17 protein-coding genes are annotated in these 19625 nt (G+C 61.5%); 5 read left to right on the forward strand and 12 right to left on the reverse strand.

The genetic code is table 11. The annotated features are described in order from the left end of the window. Positions 1–87: 87 nt before the first annotated feature. The gene (locus tag LCM4573_RS08565) at positions 88–855 is read right to left on the reverse strand and encodes a helix-turn-helix domain-containing protein (RefSeq protein WP_071005825.1); all 768 of its coding nucleotides are present in this window, start codon (positions 853–855) and stop codon (positions 88–90) included. Positions 856–958: 103 nt separating this feature from the next. Here LCM4573_RS08565 and LCM4573_RS08570 point away from each other — a divergent pair, with 103 nt between their 5' ends. Continuing rightward, positions 959–1867: a DMT family transporter gene (locus tag LCM4573_RS08570; RefSeq protein ID WP_071005826.1), complete on the forward strand. Its 909-nt coding sequence runs from the start codon at positions 959–961 to the stop codon at positions 1865–1867. Between the two features lie 69 nt (positions 1868–1936). On the opposite strand, the gene LCM4573_RS08575 is transcribed toward LCM4573_RS08570, so the two are convergent. Continuing rightward, positions 1937–2377: a VOC family protein gene (locus tag LCM4573_RS08575; protein ID WP_071005827.1), complete on the reverse strand. Its 441-nt coding sequence runs from the start codon at positions 2375–2377 to the stop codon at positions 1937–1939. A gap of 17 nt (positions 2378–2394) precedes the next feature. Further along, positions 2395–2889 (reverse strand): DMT family transporter, encoded by a 495-nt coding sequence (locus tag LCM4573_RS08580; RefSeq protein WP_071005828.1) that lies wholly within the window; start codon positions 2887–2889, stop codon positions 2395–2397. Between the two features lie 111 nt (positions 2890–3000). Between LCM4573_RS08580 and LCM4573_RS08585 the strand changes: the two genes are divergently transcribed. After that, positions 3001–3903: a LysR substrate-binding domain-containing protein gene (locus tag LCM4573_RS08585; RefSeq protein ID WP_244505268.1), complete on the forward strand. Its 903-nt coding sequence runs from the start codon at positions 3001–3003 to the stop codon at positions 3901–3903. Positions 3904–4293: 390 nt separating this feature from the next. Here LCM4573_RS08585 and LCM4573_RS08590 read toward each other — a convergent pair whose 3' ends face one another. The 8 genes from LCM4573_RS08590 to LCM4573_RS08625 form a co-directional block, all read right to left on the reverse strand. After that, positions 4294–6069: a M14 family metallopeptidase gene (locus LCM4573_RS08590; protein WP_071005830.1), complete on the reverse strand. Its 1776-nt coding sequence runs from the start codon at positions 6067–6069 to the stop codon at positions 4294–4296. Positions 6070–6076: 7 nt separating this feature from the next. After that, entirely contained in the window at positions 6077–6925 is an 849-nt protein-coding gene (locus LCM4573_RS08595; RefSeq protein ID WP_071005949.1) for an ABC transporter permease, read from the reverse strand. A 5-nt stretch (positions 6926–6930) separates the two neighbouring features. Further along, on the reverse strand, positions 6931–7854 hold the full coding sequence (locus tag LCM4573_RS08600) for an ABC transporter permease (protein ID WP_071005950.1): 924 nt from the start codon (positions 7852–7854) through the stop codon (positions 6931–6933). A 62-nt stretch (positions 7855–7916) separates the two neighbouring features. Then, positions 7917–9452 (reverse strand): ABC transporter substrate-binding protein, encoded by a 1536-nt coding sequence (locus LCM4573_RS08605; protein WP_071005831.1) that lies wholly within the window; start codon positions 9450–9452, stop codon positions 7917–7919. Between the two features lie 43 nt (positions 9453–9495). After that, complete coding sequence (locus LCM4573_RS08610; RefSeq protein WP_071005832.1) at positions 9496–11322, reverse strand: ABC transporter ATP-binding protein; 1827 nt, start codon at positions 11320–11322, stop codon at positions 9496–9498. Continuing rightward, complete coding sequence (locus LCM4573_RS08615; RefSeq protein WP_071005833.1) at positions 11319–13100, reverse strand: biotin carboxylase N-terminal domain-containing protein; 1782 nt, start codon at positions 13098–13100, stop codon at positions 11319–11321. Before LCM4573_RS08615 ends, LCM4573_RS08610 begins: the two co-directional genes overlap by 4 nt. Further along, positions 13097–14704 carry a 5-oxoprolinase/urea amidolyase family protein gene (locus tag LCM4573_RS08620; protein ID WP_071005951.1) on the reverse strand — a complete coding sequence of 536 codons (1608 nt, stop codon included), beginning with the start codon at positions 14702–14704 and terminating at the stop codon, positions 13097–13099. The genes LCM4573_RS08615 and LCM4573_RS08620 overlap by 4 nt, the downstream gene beginning before the upstream one ends. Before the next feature lie 47 nt (positions 14705–14751). Further along, positions 14752–15519, reverse strand: coding sequence for a LamB/YcsF family protein (locus LCM4573_RS08625; RefSeq protein WP_071005834.1), 768 nt, complete (start codon positions 15517–15519; stop codon positions 14752–14754). 294 nt (positions 15520–15813) lie between these two features. Here LCM4573_RS08625 and LCM4573_RS08630 point away from each other — a divergent pair, with 294 nt between their 5' ends. Beyond that, entirely contained in the window at positions 15814–16488 is a 675-nt protein-coding gene (locus tag LCM4573_RS08630; protein WP_071005835.1) for a GntR family transcriptional regulator, read from the forward strand. 24 nt (positions 16489–16512) lie between these two features. Here the strand turns inward: LCM4573_RS08630 and nikR are convergent, their stop codons facing one another. Continuing rightward, on the reverse strand, positions 16513–16911 hold the full coding sequence (nikR, locus tag LCM4573_RS08635) for a nickel-responsive transcriptional regulator NikR (protein WP_071005836.1): 399 nt from the start codon (positions 16909–16911) through the stop codon (positions 16513–16515). Positions 16912–17081: 170 nt separating this feature from the next. Here nikR and nikA point away from each other — a divergent pair, with 170 nt between their 5' ends. Together nikA and nikB are read left to right on the forward strand one after the other, a co-directional pair. Next, entirely contained in the window at positions 17082–18668 is a 1587-nt protein-coding gene (nikA, locus tag LCM4573_RS08640) for a nickel ABC transporter substrate-binding protein (protein ID WP_071005837.1), read from the forward strand. A 4-nt stretch (positions 18669–18672) separates the two neighbouring features. After that, positions 18673–19617 (forward strand): nickel ABC transporter permease subunit NikB, encoded by a 945-nt coding sequence (nikB, locus tag LCM4573_RS08645; RefSeq protein ID WP_071005838.1) that lies wholly within the window; start codon positions 18673–18675, stop codon positions 19615–19617. Positions 19618–19625 lie beyond the last annotated feature (8 nt).

Consider the following 19625-nt stretch of genomic DNA (forward strand, 5'->3'; position numbering starts at 1 on the left):
ATTGCCATTGGCTTTCATGAGATGGGGAATGGCTCTATTCGTTGAAGCGTTCTGCCGCAAATCCTCATCGGGAGAAAGCTCGGCTGTCTATGCGTTGTTATGGGATAGATGCGTGGGGCTGAGGCCCGTCTGCCTTCTGAACATTGCGATGAATGCGGATGGGCTGCTGTAGCCAAGATCATCCGCGATCTCCTGCACAGGCGTGTCGTTCTCAAGCATGGAGAGAGACGCGACCAGCTTCAGCCGCTGCCGCCATTCGTTGAACGATATTCCAAGCACGTTGTGAAAACGTCGAGAGAGTGTCCTTTCGGTGGTATTAAGACACCGCCCCCATTCAGCCAAGGATCGTCTGTCGCTTGGGACTTCCTGAAGCGCTTCGATGATGGGCCGTAGCAATTCGTCCTCCGATACAGGAAGGTAAGTATCCCTGCGCGGTGCCTGCCGCAGCTGATCGACGAGCACCAGCGCGAGGCGTATATCCGCTTCGGTCTCCGGCACTTTGACATTGCGTGCGGCGAAATCGGCAAGAATGGCCTTGACCAGGGGGCTCATGGCGAGCGTGCAGGCTGTCTCCGGCATGTCGGCGCAAAGCGCACGCTCGATATAGACCGAGACGAATTGCACGTTCTGCCGGTTATGGCAGCAATGCAGCGCATCGGCGGGTATCCAGGTGGCGTAATGCGGCGGGCAGAGAAACCGCTGCCCCTCGACCATGGCCTCCATCACGCCTCTTACCGCGTAGCCCACCTTGCACCAGGGCTGGCGGCGCATCTCGAACATCCCGCCCGCGTCATAGCTCTCGGTTCGGAACGACACGGGGGCCGGGCGTTCGCCTTCCTGGATTAGGTGCTTCATCCTTCATGTCCGATCATCGCAAGGCTTTGTCTGAAAAACGCTATATAACGATAATCGGCCATTTGATAGGCCAAAGGCAATTCTGGAAACCGGAGAATTGCCCATGCCCGTCAAATATTTCCTCTTCTCACTGCTGGCTGTTGCCATTTGGGCGGGGAACACCATCGTCAGCAAACTCGCCGCCGGAGCCATTCCACCCGGCGTGATTGCCTTCGACCGCTGGTTCCTCGCCTTCCTCTTGGTCACGCCCTTCGTTGCTAAGGACGCCTGGCGGCACAGGAAGACGGTCGGCAAATATTTGCCGAAACTCACTATTCTCGGGTTGCTTGGCATGGCCGTGTGCCAAGGCCTGGGCTACTATGCGGCGAGCTTCACCTCCGCCACCAACATGGCGATCCTGCTCTCGCTGGTGCCGCTTCTGACTCTCATGCTGAGCGCGCTTTTTCTCAGCGAAAAGCCGTCGTCACTTGCCATGCTGGGCGGCGTTCTCTCGCTTTGCGGCATTTTCGTCGTGCTGGGCAAAGGCGACCCGTCGCTGCTTCTCTCGCAAGGGGTTGGCCGCGGCGACGCCATCATGCTGATCGCGGTCCTTGCCTATGCCGGCTATGGGATTCTTATCAAGAAATGGTCCATCCCGCTTGCCGTCTGGACTTCGCTCTATGTGCAGATGGGCGCTGCCGTTGTCGTGCTGCTGCCCGGCTATCTCATGGAAGGCGCGGCGAGCTTCACGCCGGCCAATGTCACCATGATCCTTTACACCGCCATTCCCGGTTCAATCGTCGCGCCCTTCGTCTGGATGTCGGCGGTGAAGCATCTGGGCGCCGGGCGCACGGCGATCTTCATGAACCTCATCCCTGTCATTACCGCGATTGTCGCCGCGCTGTTTCTGGATGAGGCGCTGCATGTCTATCACCTCATCGGCGGCGGCATGACGATCGCGGGGATCGTTCTTGTTCAGAGAAAACCAAGCGTAAAGAGGGGAACAGTTGCAGCGCGAGTGAAAGCGAATTGATGGATGGATGAGCGAATACGATCCGTCTCTTCGCTTGCCACCAATGCTCGCGCGCGTAAACCGCCGCCGTCAAATGCCGGTTTCGCGGCAGATCACCACCCGCCAGCCGTCGGGATCCTGGTAGGTGAAGCTACGCTCAAGCCAATATGGGTTTTCCGGCGCCACGGATGCATAGCCCATCTGCTGCATGCGTCGATTGAGGCGATCATAGGCACCCGGTTCGGTGACGTAGAGAACGAGCAGATTGTCGAGGCTCGGCGCGGGACACGGACTGCCTTCTGCGTGCCGGGTGAATTCAAGATGCACGGACTTGCCGGGTAGACCGAGCATGACGCCGTCATAGCCGGCATGACCTTTGAAGCGCGCCAGTTCCGGCAGGCCCAGTCCGTCGCGATAAAAGGCGATAACGTCTTCGAGCTTGTCTGTTGGTCTGGCGATGCGCACCTGCTCCGGAACGGCGTTCCCGCCCAGCGAATACACACGCGGCGAAGTCCCGTCGTGATCGTTCATGATGCTTCTCCTGTCGATCAATGTTGAGTGGAAAGCTGCGTGGCCGACTGCACCATTCGCCAAAGACTTGGCGCCTGCATGACCAGGACACCGGCCACGACCAGCAGTGCTCCTATAAGACGCGGTCCGGAAATCGGCCGTGCGGCGAAACCGACGACGCCGAAATAATCGATTGCCATCGAAGCGAGGATCTGGCCCGCAATGACTGCTGTCATGAAGCCCGCTGCCCCGAGCTTCGGCGCGAGGAGGACCGCGGCGGTGATGTAGATCACCCCAGCAACGCCGCCGATCCAGATCCATTTCGGCTGAACGGCGAGATTGGCGATCGTCGGCGCGGAAACCCGCAACGCTATCATGACCGGTATGACGCAGATGGCGCTTACCGCAAGCGATACCATGGTCGCCCACAGAGGATGGCCCAGAGCGCGGCCGAGCGCTGCATTCGCACCGGCCTGGAAGGGAACCAGCGCCCCTGAGATCAGTGCAGCGACAAGGAAGGTCAAAAGCTGCATGAGAAGAACCCTTTCTCGAACTGGGTGGATTCTTCTTGTAATTATCCATTATTCTTATTTGAAATTCAGATTTCGCCGCATATCATGCACAATATGAATAACCTGCGTGGCGTGGACCTCAATCTCCTCGTGGTGCTCGATGCGCTGCTCTCCGAGCGGCACGTATCGCGCGCAGCGCTCCGGTTGAACATGAGCCAGCCGGCTGTCAGCCATGCGCTGGCCAGATTGCGCGTGTTGCTTGACGATCCCCTCTTTACCCGCCAGGGCGGTGGGTTGTCGCCGACCGTCCGAGCGCTGGAACTCTCACCGGCGCTGACCGAAGCGCTTGCGCAGATACGCGCGGTGCTCGGGCCCGATGGCTTCGATCCAGCGCAAAGCCGCCACGTCTTCAGGCTGGCAATGTCGGATTATGGCGCCAACATCATCCTGCCCGATCTGATGAGGCTAATGCGGCGATCGGCCCCGGGGATCGATCTGTCTATTACACAGCTAAGCCGAGAGGGAATGATCGCCGGGGTGGTGGATGGAGATATCGATGTGGCGCTAGGCGTGTTTCCGCATTTGCCTGCCCAGATTTACCCCGAGCTTCTGTTATCGGATCGCTATGTCTGCCTCGCCGACCGCGCCTCCCTTCCACACTCGGCGCGGCAGATTGATCTGGAAGACTATTTCGCGCGACCCCACGCGCTGGTCGCCGTACATGGAGAGGCGTCGACCGAGATCGACGAGGCCATTCACGCCGCCGGCTTCAGTCGTCGGGTGGCGCTGGTGCTTCCGCATTGGAGCGTCGCGCCGAAAACGATCATCGAGACCGATCTCGTTCTGACCGTCGCGGCCAGGAGTATCGAGGCCCTGCGGGGCGATAAGGGGCTGGCCATCCTGCCCTCGCCGATCACGCTTCCGGCAATCCCGTTCATGCAAATCTCCCACCGGCGCCGGCAAGCCGATCCAGCCCTGCGGTGGCTCCGGAGCGCAATCGCCGCGATTGCGCAGTCCAGCGTCGCTGAGCATTGACCGAAGAAACTTACCGGCGGGCGGTGTGCCGTTCAATCAAGGCGCGGTTCCAGACCTGCTAGACCTGGCGAGAGTAGGATAGTCACGTCCATCCAGGAACTGGCCGACCGCGCAGGTATTAGCCGCACGACCTTCTCCAGAATCCAAAAAGGCGCACCGAGGCCCCGAGATCGGACATCGTTTTCGAGCTTGCCTCATTCGTCGGAATGCGCTGTTTGAATACGACGCACGCAGGCTGCGGATGCGCAATGTCCGCCTCAATGAAAAACTGACCTGACCCGATGCCCAAGCGCATCCGCCACACGTTGAAGAAGGTGGAGGATGACTTCTAAGAGCGCAGAAATGGCCGGCTGACGATCGGATGCGGATTTTAGTCGCAAGCGGGCTTCATCATGCCACCGTTCCTGTGGCTGAGGTTCCGTGGCGGAGCAAATCCGCCACGTCTCCGGCAACGATCTCCTGCCATGCCGCATAGGCGGCAAGAACCGTCTCCATCTGTGCCGTATGGCCGGCGATGAAGTCGCTCCCGTAGATCGTTTCGTCCGGATATTCGGTTATCAGCGTCATCGGTACGGTATGACGATCATCGATCGAGGAGAGACACGGGAAACCATTGATGATCCGGAAACCTGTCTCGCCGGCATGAATTTCGTAAAGGGCGATTTGCCGGTCGTTGTATTCCAGGAGACCTGGGATGGCGCCGAGATGGCGCGTTACCCGATCAAGCAGCGCTTCGGCCGGCACTTCCCACTTCGCATGATGGCGCATGACGAGGAAGAACCCCTTCGGCAGCGTCCACATGGCGAAATTGCGCGGCACATAGCCTGAAAGCGGCCGCGTCCACTCATGCGAAGGGTAGCCATGYAGGTTCACGTGCAGCTTGGCATTGCTGAGCTCCTGTGCCCTGAAGCGGATTTCCTTCTCATTGATGTGCTCCCCGGAATTCTCGCGGGTCCGGTATTCGAGATCGTCGCCGAGCGCCGTGTAACGCGCCGCATGGTGCATGTGGTGCGGATTATCCATGCGCAGCCGCTGGTGCAGCGCGTAACCGTCGGGGTTTTCGAGCGGCGAGATGGTGAAATGCGCGCCCTTCATCTTCGCCAGCTCTCGGGCAGCCCTGAGTGCACCGACAATGCCGGTCGTCTCATTGGGATGCTGACCACCGCTGATCATCACCGCGGCATCGGTGCCGGCATGATAACGTGCGGCGACAACCCGGCCCGAGCGGGAGCGGGCCACGAATTCCTCGCCGCCAATCTCCTCGAGCAGACTGGCGACCTGTCCTGCGGCAAGCGGCTCCACCGCCGTGTCGAGGACCTGATCGTCGCAGTCCAGGGAGGTCGCGGAGAGCGCCTTCGCCTCGATCCGGACCGATATCTCGCCTTCGCTGCGGACAATCTCGGGAACGATCTGGCCCGGTTTCAGGCCGCGATCGCCGAGCGGCCGGCCGGATTTCTTCTGGAAGAATTCGAGCAGCGAGAAGTAGAAATCCTCGTGGAGCGCCTCGCGCAGACTGACACTCTCGTCCCCCACTTCGAGCCACTCGTCCTCTGCCGGATGGCGCACACGGATGTTCAGCTCCTCGAAATAGGGCTCCTGTCTGCCCCAATCGTGTTCGGAAACCGCGCTGATCGCCGCCTCGAACAGCATCTCATAGTCGGTTGCCAGGCGCTCTCCAGCCCCCTCGCCTGCCATCTGCAGCCAGCCTGTCGGCGACACATTCGTCTCGCCGACAGCGTCGCTATGAACCCGATTGGGCGCAAGCACCTTCAACGTCTCCGTTCCGCCGGCCCGCGTCAGCAGAACGTCATAGAAGAACCCGTCATCCTCACGCGGCACGAAACCGATCTTCGCCTCACCGACAAGCGATGCGAGCGGATAGGCCTCAAGGCGGAAACGGTTCGCCGGCGCTGCCGCATGCACCGGATAGTGAACTTCGATGGCCTCCACGCCTGTAAGATCAATGTCCTCCCGGAAAGAGAAGAGAAGCGGCTTGTAGGCGCTGCGGATACGGGCGGTCACGCCCTTTTCCGCCAGCCGGCGTTCCGCCGCGCGGCGGCTCTTCGCATCGTCGAAGGTCCAGGCTTCGAAGGTTTGGCCGGCAACTGCCCGGGTCACCAAATGGTCAAGCGTGCGTTCGAACGTCTTGCTGAAGATCTCGGTCATGCGAATTTCACCTTGAGGTTCTGCCGGTCGGATCGAGGCTGTCGCGCAGCCAATCGCCGAGCAGATTAAGGCCGAGCACCGTCAGCAGGATGGCGAGCCCCGGAAAGACGCTCACCCACCAGGCCGTCTGCAGATAGGTGCGCCCGTCGGCAAGCATGCCGCCCCAGCTCGGAATGGTCGGATCGACGCCGAGACCGAGGAAGGTCAGGCTGCTTTCGAGCAGGATGTTGTTGGCGACATTGAGCGTCATCAGCACGATCACCGGCCCGATCAGGTTCGGCAGCAGATGCTGGAAGATGATGCGCCAATCCCTCACCCCGATCGCCCGCGCCGACAGGATGAACTCGCGCTCGCGCAGCGTCAGCACCGAGCCGCGCACCAGCCTGGCATACTGCACCCATTGCGAGACGATCAGCAGGATGATCGTGTTCGTCAGGCTGCCTCCCACGATGGCAATGAAAGTGATCGCCAGGAGAATGAAGGGCATGGCAAGCTGAAGATCGGCGAAACGCATCACCAGCATGTCCCAGAAACCACGGTAATAGCCGGCGATCAGACCCATGAGAACGCCGATGATGACGGCGCCGATCACCGAGGTGAAGCCGACGAGCAGCGAAATCTTTCCGCCGGCCACGACACGGGCCAGCACGTCGCGCCCCAGCGGATCCGTTCCGAACGGATGGGCCGCATTGGTGAAGGGCTTGGCAAGGCGCGCCATCAGGTCGATCTTGTCGGCGCCGCCCGGGAACAGAAGATCGGAGAAAACGACGGCGAGGCAGATGATGACGGTCAGCGAAGCGCCGAGGATGAATTCGAGGCTCGAAAAGCGCGACAGGCGGGAGGTCTTGGAGGCCATCGTCATCACTCCGTACGGATGCGCGGATCGACCAGCCCGTAGGCAATATCGACCAGAAGATTGATGCCGACGATCATCAGTGACAGCACGGTGATCACGGCCTGAAGAACGGGATAGTCACGTGCCGCGACCGCATCGAAGGCGAGCGTACCCATTCCCGGCCAGTTGAAGACCCGCTCGATCACGACGATGCCGCCGAGAAGCCCGCCGAACTGCAGGCCGAAATAGGTGATGAGCGGAATGGCGCAGTTGCGCAGCGCGTGCTTGTAGAGAACCTTGCTCTCGCTCAAGCCCTTCGCGCGCGCTACCATGATGTATTGCGATTGCAGGGTCTCCAGCATGGACGTGCGCACGAGACGAACATTGGTCGCGGTCAGGATGATCCCCATGGTGACGGCCGGCATGACATAGCTCGCCGCGCCGGACATGCCGCTTGGCGGCAGCCACCCGAGTGCGACCGCAAACAGCAGGATCAGCATGGTGGCGAGCCAGAAATTCGGGAAGGAAAGGCCGAGCAGCGAGAAGATGCGGATGAACTGGTCGGCGCCTTTGCCGCGCGCCGTCGCGGCCTTGACGCCGAGCGGGATGGAAAGCGCGATCGATACCGCCATGGAGATGAACGCGAGAAGCAGCGTCGCCGGCAATGCGTTTCCGATCAAGAGCGAAACCGGTGTTCCGCCCGAAAAACTGCGACCGAAATCGAGCGTGACCAGCCCCTTCAGGAAGGTCAGGTATTGGGCGATGAACGGCTGATCGGTTCCGAGCGCTGCACGAATGCGCGCCAGATCGTCTTCGGTCATGCTGCCGCCGCCCTGGAACATCATCAATGCCGGGTCGCCGGTCAGGCGAATGGCGAAAGAGACGACGAGCGTGATCGCAATGACGACGAAAATCGCCTGCAGCAATCGCTTGATGAGGAAACCGGCCACGTTCTTTTCCTTGAAAACGGTGGGGCACCGCCCGGTTTTGCGGGCGGCACCCATGTGTCAGATCACTCGACGGTCACATCCGTCAGCTTCATGCGGTTGTCTGGAGGAGCGACGAAGCCCTTGACCCGCTTGCTGATGCCGAAGATGGCGTTGGTGTTGTAGAGCGGCAGTTCGAGAGCCCGGTCGGCAGCATATTTGGCGACTTCCTTCAGGATCTTCTCGCGCTCGGCGCGATCGGTCAGCGGACGCTGGGACTCCAGAAGCTTGTCGAGCGTCTCGTCCTTGTCATAGGGGTTCCACTTCTCACCCGAGTGATACATCGAGTAGGCGGTGTTGTCGTAGTCGAACGTCCAGCCACCCCATTTCTGCTGGAACATGCCGCCGGTCTTGCCCTGCGGGATGATGTCGTTCAGCAGAACATTGGTTTCATAGGGTTTGATCGTGGCGGTGATGCCGACCATCGACAGGTAGCTGGAAACGACCTGCGCCACTTCATTCATCGTGGCGTCATTGCCGCGGATGTCGATCTGCAGCGTCGCGCCCGGCTTGACACCGGCTTCCGCGAGAAGCTTCTTGGCGCCTTCCGGATCATAGGGCAGCGGCTTCAGTTCGGGATCGTAGCCGAAGGACAGCGCGCTCTGGAAGCTCGCGATCTCGGAAGCCTGACCAGCCAGGATCGACTGAACGATCGTGGCGCGGTCGACGGCCATGATGATCGCCTGACGCACCTTCGGATCGGCAGTGATGCCGTCGCGGGTGTTGAAGCGCAGCGCATCGACGGTCGGACCGGGAACACTGAGAACCTCAAGATTCGAATCGCCTTCGATCACCGGGATCATGCCGATCGGAATGGTCGGCGGGATCACCAGGTCGACGCGGCCGGCCTGCAGTTCGGCAACGGCAGTCGCCGGCTCGGTGATGAAGCGGTATTCGAGTTCCGAAAGCTTCGGCGCGCCGCCCCAATAATCCGGGTTTGCTGCGAGTTTGATATCGGTCTTCGGCGCATAGGACACGAACTTGAACGGTCCCGTACCGACCGGGTTGAGGTTGAAATTGTCCTCGCCCTTTTCCTGGATGTATTTCGGCGGAACGATCATCGCCCCGTAGCCGGCAAGCTTGGTRAGCAACACAGGATCGGGCGCCTTCAGCTTCATGTCGACCGTAAACTCGTCGACGATCTCGACGCTGTCGATCGCGGTATAGTTGGAGCGCTGCGGCCCCTTCGCACCCTGCTCGCCGAGAAGGCGCTCGAAGGTGAACTTCACCGCTTCAGCGTTGAAGGGCTCGCCGTTGTGGAACTTGACGTTCTGGCGCAGTTTGAAGCGGATGCGCTTGCCTTCATCCAGCTCTTCCCAGGATTCCGCCAGGCCCGGAACGAGCTTGAGGTCCGGACCACGATAGGTCAGGCCGTCGAAGATATTGGTGGYGACCGCCGCCCACTGGACGAGGAAGGTATCGACCGGATCCCAGCTGCCGGGATCCTGAGGCGACGAAATGGTCATCTTGCCGGCGGCAAGAGCCGGTGCGGCCGAAAATACAGCACCTGAGACGGCAAGCGCCGCGCAAGTGGCTGTCAGTCCCCGTTTGATCGTTTTCATTTCCCTGTTCCTCTTCAGATGAATGCGATTGTTTGGCAGTTTCTCAGGCACTCTTCGCGACGAAATGGCCCGGTTTGATTTCCTCATGCGCCAGGATGGCGGGCTCGTCGCCGACGCGACGGACCGGATTGGGGATTTCGCCCTCGATCAGCGCCGTATTGCGCTCCACCGTCGGGTCGGCGACCGGCACGGCCGAAAGGAGACGGCGCGTATAGTCATGCTGGGGTGTCTCGAACACCTGGGCACGGCTGCCCATTTCCATGATCTGGCCCAGATAGAGCACGGCGACGCGATGGCTCATCTTTTCCACCACCGCCATGTCATGGCTGATAAAGAGATAAGCCAGACCACGCTCGGCCTGCAGATCCATGAACAGGTTGATGATCTGTGCCTGGATCGACACGTCGAGCGCCGAGAGGGCCTCGTCGGCGATGATGAGCTTCGGATCGGAGGCGAGTGCGCGGGCGATGCAGACGCGCTGACGCTGACCGCCGGAGAATTCATGCGGATAACGATCCGCATGGGCCGAGCTCAGCCCCACCCGTTCCAGCAACTCATCCACCCGCCGGCGCACCGCCTTGCCGCCGGTAATGAGGCCATGCGTGTTGACCGGTTCGGCGATCGAAAAGCCGACTGTCTTGCGCGGATCCAGCGAAGCGAAGGGATCCTGGAAGATGTACTGCACTTCCTGGCGCATGCGGAAGCGTTCCGCCGCCGACATCGACGAATAGGTGCGGCCGTTGAACGAGATCTCGCCGCCCATGGCCGTCTGGAGCTGCTGGATCGTCCGGCCGATCGTGGACTTGCCTGAACCGCTCTCGCCGACCAGCGCCAGCGTTTCACCGGGATGAATGTCGAAACTCACCCTCTGTACAGCGCTTAGGCGGTGGGTGGCCTTGCCGAACAGGTTCTTGCGGATATCGAAACGGACGAAGAGGTCTTTTACCGACAGAAGCGGCTTCTGATCGTATTTCGCGGTGTCCTGCACCCGCTCCTCGCCGATGACCGTCGGCTCGCCATCCTGCAGCACGGTCAGCGGCAAGCGCTTTGGATACGCCTCCCCTGCCATGCTGCCGAGACGCGGTACTGCGGCCAAGAGCGTACGTGTATAGGGATGTTGCGGATTGGCGAAGATTTCCTTGACCGGGCCCTCTTCTACCTTCCTTCCCTTCCACATGACGACGACGTCGTCCGCCATTTCGGCGACCACACCCATGTCATGGGTGATGAAGACCATCGCCATGCCGAGCGTCTTTTGCAAATCCCGCATGATATTCAAGATCTGCGCCTGGATCGTGACATCGAGAGCGGTGGTCGGCTCGTCGGCGATCAGCAGTTTCGGCCGGCAGGCGAGCGCCATCGCGATCATCACGCGCTGGCGCATCCCACCGGACAGCTGATGCGGGTAGCGCTTCAGAAGCTCCGCCGAATCCGGCAGGCGGACCATGTCGAGCAGGCGTTTTGCCTCCTCCATGGCAGCGGCCTTGCCGATCTTCTCATGCAGGATGAGAACTTCGCAGATCTGGTCACCGATGGTGAATACCGGGTTGAGCGAGGTCATCGGCTCCTGGAAGATCATGGCGACTTCCTTGCCGCGGACCGAGCGCATCTCCTTCTGGCTTGCCTGCAGCAGGTCCTTCCCGCCGAACATGATGCGGCCGGTGGAAAATTTCGCCCCCATCATGTCCGCCAGCCGCATGACCGACAGCGACGTGACGGATTTTCCCGAGCCCGATTCACCGACGATCGCGACCGTCTTGCCCGGTTCGACGGCGAAGGACAGATCCTCCACGACCCGGTTGGAACCGAATTCGACGCTCAAGCCTTCGACCGACAGAAGCGGCTCGCGTTTGTCCATCGGGTTGGTCATGCGGATGTCTCCGGCTTTGCCTGTGCGGTCGGGTTCGAAACGGCGCTCCCCTCACTTGTCGCGATGCGGGCAATCAGCGCGCCGGCCGGCTGGAAGCTCCCGACTTCGGCGAGAATGGTGATGATACCGGCAGCGGGAGCAGCAACGGTCGTTTCCATCTTCATCGCGTCCATCACCGCAAGCAGGTCTCCCTTTTCGACAAAGGCTCCATTGGCAATATTCCACTGAACGAGCGTGCCGGGAACCGGGGCTTGGATCGCACCTGGATCGCTTTTGCCGGGTCCGGCCTCCGGCAACACCTGTTGCGGCGTCTGCCCGAGCAACCGCAGGAAAGCGTCCGGAATGCCGAGCTCAACGAGCCTGCCGTCGATCTCAACGCAGCCGCGCAGCAGGGGTCTTTCCGCAGGCGGGGCCGGGCGGGCCATGGCTTCCAGTGTTTCGGCAAAATCCGTCTCGATCCATCGGGTATGGACGCGGAAGTCGTCACCGGAAAAATCGACATGGTCGATCACGGCGCGATGGAAGGGCAGCACGGAAGGGACGCCGCCGATTGCGAACTCGCCGAGCGCGCGGCGCGCGCGGGCGATGGCCTGGCTGCGGGTTGCCCCCCAGACGATCAGCTTGGCGACGAGGGAATCGAACATTGGCGGGATCGCCGATCCGTCCGCTACGCCGGAATCCAGTCTTATTCCCGGACCAGAGGGCGCCGAGAACTGGGTGATCTCACCGGCCAACGGCAGAAACCCACGACCCGGATCCTCGATATTGATGCGGAACTCGATCGCATGGCCGCGTGGCTTAGGCATCTCGGTGATGCTGAGCGGCAGTCCATCGGCGATGCGAAACTGCTCGATGACGAGATCGAGCCCGGTCGTTTCCTCCGTGACGGGGTGCTCCACCTGAAGACGGGTATTGACCTCCAGAAAAGAGATCACGCCATCGGCGCTTAGCAGAAATTCCACCGTGCCCGCCCCGGTATAGCCTGCCTCGGCGCAGATATCGCGGGCGGCCTTGTGGATCTTCTCCCGCTGCTCGGATGAGAGGAAGGGCGCCGGCGCCTCCTCGACGAGTTTCTGGTTGCGGCGCTGCAGGGAACAATCGCGCGTCCCGACGACCACGACATTGCGGTGGCGATCCGCAAGCACCTGCGCTTCGATATGCCGGGGGCGATCGAGGAACTGCTCGACATAGCATTCGCCGCGGCCGAAGGCGGCCACGGCCTCGCGGGTCGCGGATTCGAAGAGCTCTTCCACTTCGTCGACATGGCGGGCGATCTTCAGGCCGCGTCCGCCGCCGCCATGCGCCGCCTTGATGGCGATCGGCAGTCCGAATTTTTTCGCGAATGTCAGGGCTTCATTGGGCGACGAAATTGCGCCATCCGAGCCGGCGACCAACGGAGCGCCGACCTTCTGGGCAATGGCACGTGCCCTGAGCTTGTCGCCGAGCGCCTCGATCACCTTAGGGTCCGGACCGATCCAGGTCAGRCCGGCATCGATCACGGCTTTGGCGAACTCGGCGCGTTCGGAAAGAAACCCGTAGCCGGGATGCACGGCATCGGCGCCGGAGCGCCGGGCGATGTCGATGAGCTTTCCGATATCGAGATATGTGTCCCTGGCACCTACGCCCTTCAGTGCATAGGCTTCATCCGCCTGGGCGACGAAGAGAGCGCCCGCGTCGGCATCGGCATAGACCGCCACGGAGGCGAGGCCATAATCCTTGCAGGCCCGGGTGATCCGAACCGCGATTTCACCGCGGTTTGCAATCAGAACCTTCTTCATTTCTGCTTTCCTGGAATGAACCGGGCGGCGAAGCGGCTGGTCGCGTTGAAGCGAATGCGCGCGCCTACGGGAATTTGCCCGGCGAGATCGAGATGGTGTCCTGCGACATTGGCGATGACCGGATAGCCGCCGGTCAGCGGATGATCGGCGAGGAACAGAACCGGCTGGCCGTTGGCCGGGACCTGAATGGCGCCCCTGACCGTCGCCTCACTCGGCAATTCGTCATGGTTCCTGCGTTCGAGCGCTTCGCCCTGCAGCCGGATGCCGACGCGGCTCGATTGCGGCGTGACGGTCCATTCCTGGCGCAGGAACGCTTCGACCGCCTCCGCCGTGAACCAGTCGGTTCGCGGCCCCATGACCACGTCCAGCACCACGGTCTCGCCGGGACGCGGCATATCGAAAGCGGGCAGTTCCTCCGTCGAAACGACCGATCGCGCGGGAGCGGGCGGAACGGGGACGATATCACCGGGCGCCAGGGCCGCCGGGCCGATCTGCGCCAGGATATCGGTCGAAGCGCTGCCGAGGACCGGCATCACGTCAAACCCGCCGCGCAGGGAAAGATAGGAGCGCATTCCGGCTGGCGGCGTTCCGAGCAGAACCGCGTCGCCGTCGTCGAGCGCGATGGGTTTACGATGGGGAGCCGTTATCGTGGCGCCTTGCCGATCGGTGATGGAGATGGGCAAGGGCGCGCCGGTCACCGCCATGACGCCAGGCCCATGCATTTTGAAGCCGAAGCCACCGAGCGAAATTTCGAGCGCGGCATAGCCCGCCGGGTTTCCGACCAGCCGATTGGCCGCCTTCAGGCTGCCGCGATCGATCGCGCCGGACAGGCTGACGCCCTGGCTCGCCTGACCCGGCCGACCGAGATCCTGGAAAAGGACGGGCAGGCCGACGGCAGTGATCTCGATCGCGGCTTTCGTGCCATCCGCATGTTTCAGCGACGCCTCGGTTTTCGCAATCTTGGGCGATGTCGAAATCTCGTATGGCTTGTCCCTGGAGATGTCGCGGAAACGGACTCGCCCCCTCGGCTGGAGCAGCGAGGCCGGCGTTCGGTCGACGTCGAACATCACGAGCGGCGTGGTGCCGATCAACTGCCAGCCACCGGGGCTCGCCTTCGGGTAGACGCCGCTGAATTCCCCGGCAAGTCCGACCGATCCGGCCGGAACTCGCGTGCGGGGCGATGCACGCCGCGGCACCGTCAAGCGCGGATCGCCGCCCGCCAGATAGGCAAAACCCGGCGAAAACCCGGTGAATGCCACGAGATATTCGCCCCCTGTATGCAGGCTCACGACCTCATCGACGCTCAARTTCAGCATTCCGGCGACTTCGGGTAAGTCCTCGCCATCGTAGCGGACCGGGATATCGACCAGCGCACCGGACGCTGCCTTGCGCTCGCCGCCGGCCAGAGCCGCGATTGCCCCGGTCAGAGCCTCGGCTGAAATCTCACAGGAATCGAAGGACACCAGCAAAGTGCGGGCGGCTGGAACGATCTCCGCGATACCCGCGATCGGGTCGGCTTGCAAAGCCTCGAAAAGCGCCAGGGCCTCACCCAAATCCGCCAATTCGATGAGGATACTGTCTGCCCGGACGGGCAGGATGCGCATCGACGTATCGCGGGACTGGGCGAAAGGTGCTGCCTGCATGGCTCTATTCAGATCCCGCTCGCGAAAGACCGAATGGCAAGGCCGGATTCTTCAAGCACCGCCCGCAGGCGGCGCGCTATGGCGACCGCTTCCGGATTGTCGCCGTGGACGCAGATCGTCTGCGCATCGATCTTTGTCAGCTTGCCGTCGATGGATTCCACCACGCCTTCCCTGACCATGCGCACCATGCGCTGAGCCACGAGTTCGGGATCATGCAGCACGGCACCCTTTTCCCGACGCGAGACCAGATTGCCCTCGGCCGTATAGGCGCGGTCCGCGAACGCCTCGGCGACGACCGCAAGCCCGGCGGCGCGTGCCTTTGCGATGAGCGGCGAACCGGCAAGCGCCACCAGCACCAGGCCGGGATCGACGGCAAGGACGGCGGCAATCACATCGGCGGCCTGGCGCGGATCGAGTGCGATCGTGTTGTAGAGCGCACCATGCGGCTTCACATAGGTGACGCGCGTGCCGGCGGCCTGCGCCAGCCCCATCAAGGCGCCAATCTGGTAGATCACGTCGCCGATCAACTCCTCGCTGGTCGGGTCCATGTTGCGGCGCCCGAAGCCCGCGAGATCGCGATAGCCAACGTGGGCGCCGACGGCCACGCCGCGCTCGGCCGCCGCCTTGAGGGTTTTCAGGATGCCTGCCGGATCGCCGGCATGAAAACCGCAGGCGACATTGGCGCTGCTCACCACGTCCAGCATGGCGCGATCGTCGCCCATCTTCCAGGCGCCGAAGCTTTCACCCAAATCGCTGTTGAGGTCGATCGCCAGCATGAAAATACAACAATCCTCCCAATATGGTGCCAGCACGCTATCAAAGGAGAACAATCATGTCTATAGTGTTGAACAATCAATGCACATTGCTCGACAAAACGTCATTTGCATACAAAATAAGCACGAATCGAAATCTGCACGAATTAACTCGTCTCCGGCACTTTCATGGCGGCATTTCGCTTGTTGCCTGGCGCAAAGCACTTTACCGGAGGCGGTAAGACCTTATCAGAGGAAGGGAACCCGGGCTTGGCCGTACGCAGATCACAGCGAGACGAGACGAAACCCTCTGGCCAGATGGAGGTCGCAGGCGTGCGCGGACCTGAACCGGCACAGACCCTGGCCGAGACCGTCGCGGCCCGCATTCGCGAGCAGGTCATTTCCGGCATGCTGACGCCGGGCAGCCATCTTTCCGAATTGACATTGAGTGAGGAACTGCAGGTATCGCGCAACACCTTGCGCGAAGTCTTCCGGCTGCTCACCAAGGAAGGCCTGCTACGCTACGAGGCCAACCGAGGCGTGTTTGTTTCGACCCCCAGCATGTCGACAATCATCGACATCTACCGGGTACGGCGCTTTATCGAATGTTCGGCAATGGCGCAGGCGCATCCCCGTCATCCGGGAGCGCGGAATATGCGCGCCGCGGTCGAGACCGCCCATCACTGCCGGGAAGCCCGTGACTGGCTGGGCGTCGGCAGCGCCGACATCGCCTTTCATGCCGCCGTCGTGGAACTGGCCGACAGCCCGCGGCTTTCGAGCTTCTATGCACAGATCTCGCTGGAGCTGAGGCTCGTCTTCGGCCTGCTTCAGGACCCGGAATTCCTCCACGGTCCGTTCATCGATCAGAATCTGACAATCCTCACCGAACTGGAGAACGGCAGGCCGGCCGTCGCGACGGAGATGCTGGAGGCCTATCTCCTGCGGGCCGAGCGGTTCATCCTCGGCGCCTATGCGCGGATCGCCGAGAGGTGAAACTGGGCGGCAAAGCCCGTGCCGCTACAGCGGCAAAAGCGCAAGCGATCCGTACGTCACGCGCCGTTCGGCCTTCACATGATCGGCGAAGTGGCGAACCTCTTCCGTCTTGCCCTTCAGCACGCTGACTTCAAGGCAGCGTTGCTGATCGAGATGGACATGCATGCTCGCGACCGAAAGGTCGTGATGGTCGTGGAAGGTATTGGTCAGTCGCCTGGCAAGATCCCGGGCATGATGGTCGTAGGTATAGCTCAAGACCCCGACGCAGCTCTCCATCCGGCCTTCCTCTATCAAGGCCTGCTGCAAACCGGCCCGCGCGAGATCCCTGAGCGCCTCGGAGCGGTTCTGGTAGCCTCTGGCTTCGATCGTCCTATCCAGTTCGGCCATGAGGTCGTCATCGATGGTGATCGTAATCCGCTGCACAGCCAATCCTTCCCCACAGAAACCAACAAGCTCCAATGGTTCTCGCCTGCTCTTCGGCTGTTGTCCAGACCGATTTACGGCATATGGCGTATGTGCGGATTGACGACATCTGAGTATGATGTTTTCTCAAATAACACATACCCGACTGCCGTTCGTCAGAGAGCATTTTCATGTGGAAGAATAAGCTGCACCGGTTGGTGCTGAGGCTCGCGCTGGCACTGTTACCTGCCCTGCCGGCGTCCGATGCATTTTCCGGCCAGACTTTGAATTTCTCGTGGCCGGTGAATGTCGGGCCTCTCAACCCGCACCTTTATTCTCCCAACCAGATGTTCGCACAGGCCATGGTCTACGAGCCGCTGGTGCGGTACCAAGAAGACGGAACGGTCGGGCCCTGGCTTGCTAAATCCTGGGATGTCTCGCCGGACGGCAAGACATACATATTCAAGCTTCGGGAAAACGTCCGCTTCTCCAACGGAGAGGTCTTCGACGCGGCCGCCGCCAAAGCCAATATCGATGCGGTACTGGCAAACCGCACCCGCCATGGCTGGCTGGAACTGGCGAACCAGATCGTTTCCGCCGAAGTGGTCGATCCCCATCGCCTGAAACTGACACTCAAGGACGCCTATTATCCGCTGCTGCAGGAATTGGCCCTGCCGCGTCCCTTCCGGTTCATCGCTCCATCGCAGTTCAAGAACGGCGGGACGGCGGACGGGATCGTCGAGCCGATCGGCACCGGCCCGTGGAAGCTGACGGAAACCTTGCTCGGAGAGCGGGACGTCTTCAGGCGCAACGACAGTTACTGGGGCGATAGGCCCGCTTACGACGAGGTTACGGTGAAGGTCGTCCCCGACCCGAATACCCGCGCCATAGCACTCGAGACCGGCGAGATCGACCTCATTTACGGTGTGGACGGCCCGATCTCACCCGATACGTTCGAGCGGTTCCGCCAGATGGGAATCTATTCGGCGGAATTGTCCGAACCGCTGGAAACGCGCGTGCTGGCGATCAACACCAATCGCGGACCGACGCGGGATCTCCCGGTTCGCAAGGCCATCAACCACGCCGTCGACAAGGACACGATGATCGCGACCGTGCTCCATGGAACGCAGAAGCGGGCCGATACCCTCTTCGCCGAGAATGTTCCCTATGCAAATGTCGGCCTTGAGCCCTACGCCCATGACCCGGAACGTGCGATCCATCTGCTTGATGAAGCCGGATGGCTGGCAAGGGCCGGCAAAGCCACCCGCGAGAAGAACGGCGAGCCGCTCACGGTGGAACTGTGCTTTGTCGGCACGGATGCCGTCAGCAAATCCATGGCCGAGATCATCCAGGCCGATCTCAGCAAAATCGGCATCGACGTGCGCCTTGTCGGCGAAGAGGAGAGCAGCGTCTATGCCCGCCAGCGCGATGGCCGCTTCGGCATGATCTTCAACAGGACATGGGGCGCTCCCTATGATCCCCATGCCTTCGTAAGCTCGATGCGCCTTCCCTCGCATGCGGATTATCAGGCGCAATTGGGCCTGCCGGACAAGGCTGAAATCGACGCGAAGATTGGCCAGGCCCTGATCTCGACCGATGAAACGGTTCGCCGGGAACTCTACAGGGATATTCTGATGCGCCTTCACGAAGAGGCGGTCTACCTGCCGCTCACCCATGTGAGTGCGATTGCCGTCGCAAAACCCGAACTGGGGAAGATCCGGTTTGCAGCGATGTCCAGCGAGATCCCGTTCGAACTCTTCGAACCGAAGGCGGACTGACCCCGTGCTTRCCTTCATCCTCCGCCGACTGCTCCTCCTCATCCCCATGCTGCTGACAGCTTCGCTCGTCATTTTCCTGATGCTCAGGCTCGGGCCGAGCGACCCGGCGATGGATTATCTGAGACTGTCGAAAGTGCCTCCGACACCGGAGGCTCTCGAAGATGCGCGTCGGATGCTCGGGCTGGACCTGCCCATTGCAAGCCAATATCTCGATTGGCTCGGCAAGGCGCTGACGCTCGATTTCGGGACGTCCTACGCCACCCAGCGACCTGTTCTCCCGGACCTGCTCCACTATCTTCCGGCGACCCTGCAGCTTGCGGGCTCAGCACTCGCTTTGACTTTGGCGCTCTCCATTCCCATGGGCATATGGGCGGCCCGTCATCGCGAGGGCTGGCCGGACCAGATCGTTCGGCTGGTCGCCTTCATGGGCGTCTCCATGCCGAATTTCTGGCTCGGCTTCCTGCTCGTCCTGGTCTTTTCGGTCCATCTCGGTTGGTTGCCGCCGATGGGCCGCGGCGGACTTGCACATCTCATCATGCCGGTGGTCGCGATCTCCCTCATGTCCCTGTCGATCAATGCGCGCCTCTTGCGGGCGAGCATGCTGGAAGCGGCCGGGCAGCGGCACGTACGCTACGCAAGGCTGAGGGGATTGTCCGAGAGCAGGATCGAACGGGCGCATATCCTGCGCAATGCGTGGCTACCGATCATCACGGCAATGGGGATGCATATCGGTGAGCTGATCGGCGGGACGCTCGTCATCGAAAGCATATTCGGCTGGCCGGGCGTCGGCCGCTATGCCGTCTCGGCGATCATGAACAGGGATTATCCGGTCATCCAGTGCTTCACGCTGGCGATGGTGACGATCTTCGTCATCTGCAACCTGATCGTGGATATTGTTTATGCCTGGGCGGACCCGAGAATCCGCCTGTCCGAGGAGGAAGCGGCGTGACGGATGCG

The sequence above is a fragment of the Rhizobium sp. LCM 4573 genome, assembly GCF_001854865.1.
GTDB lineage: Bacteria > Pseudomonadota > Alphaproteobacteria > Rhizobiales > Rhizobiaceae > Neorhizobium.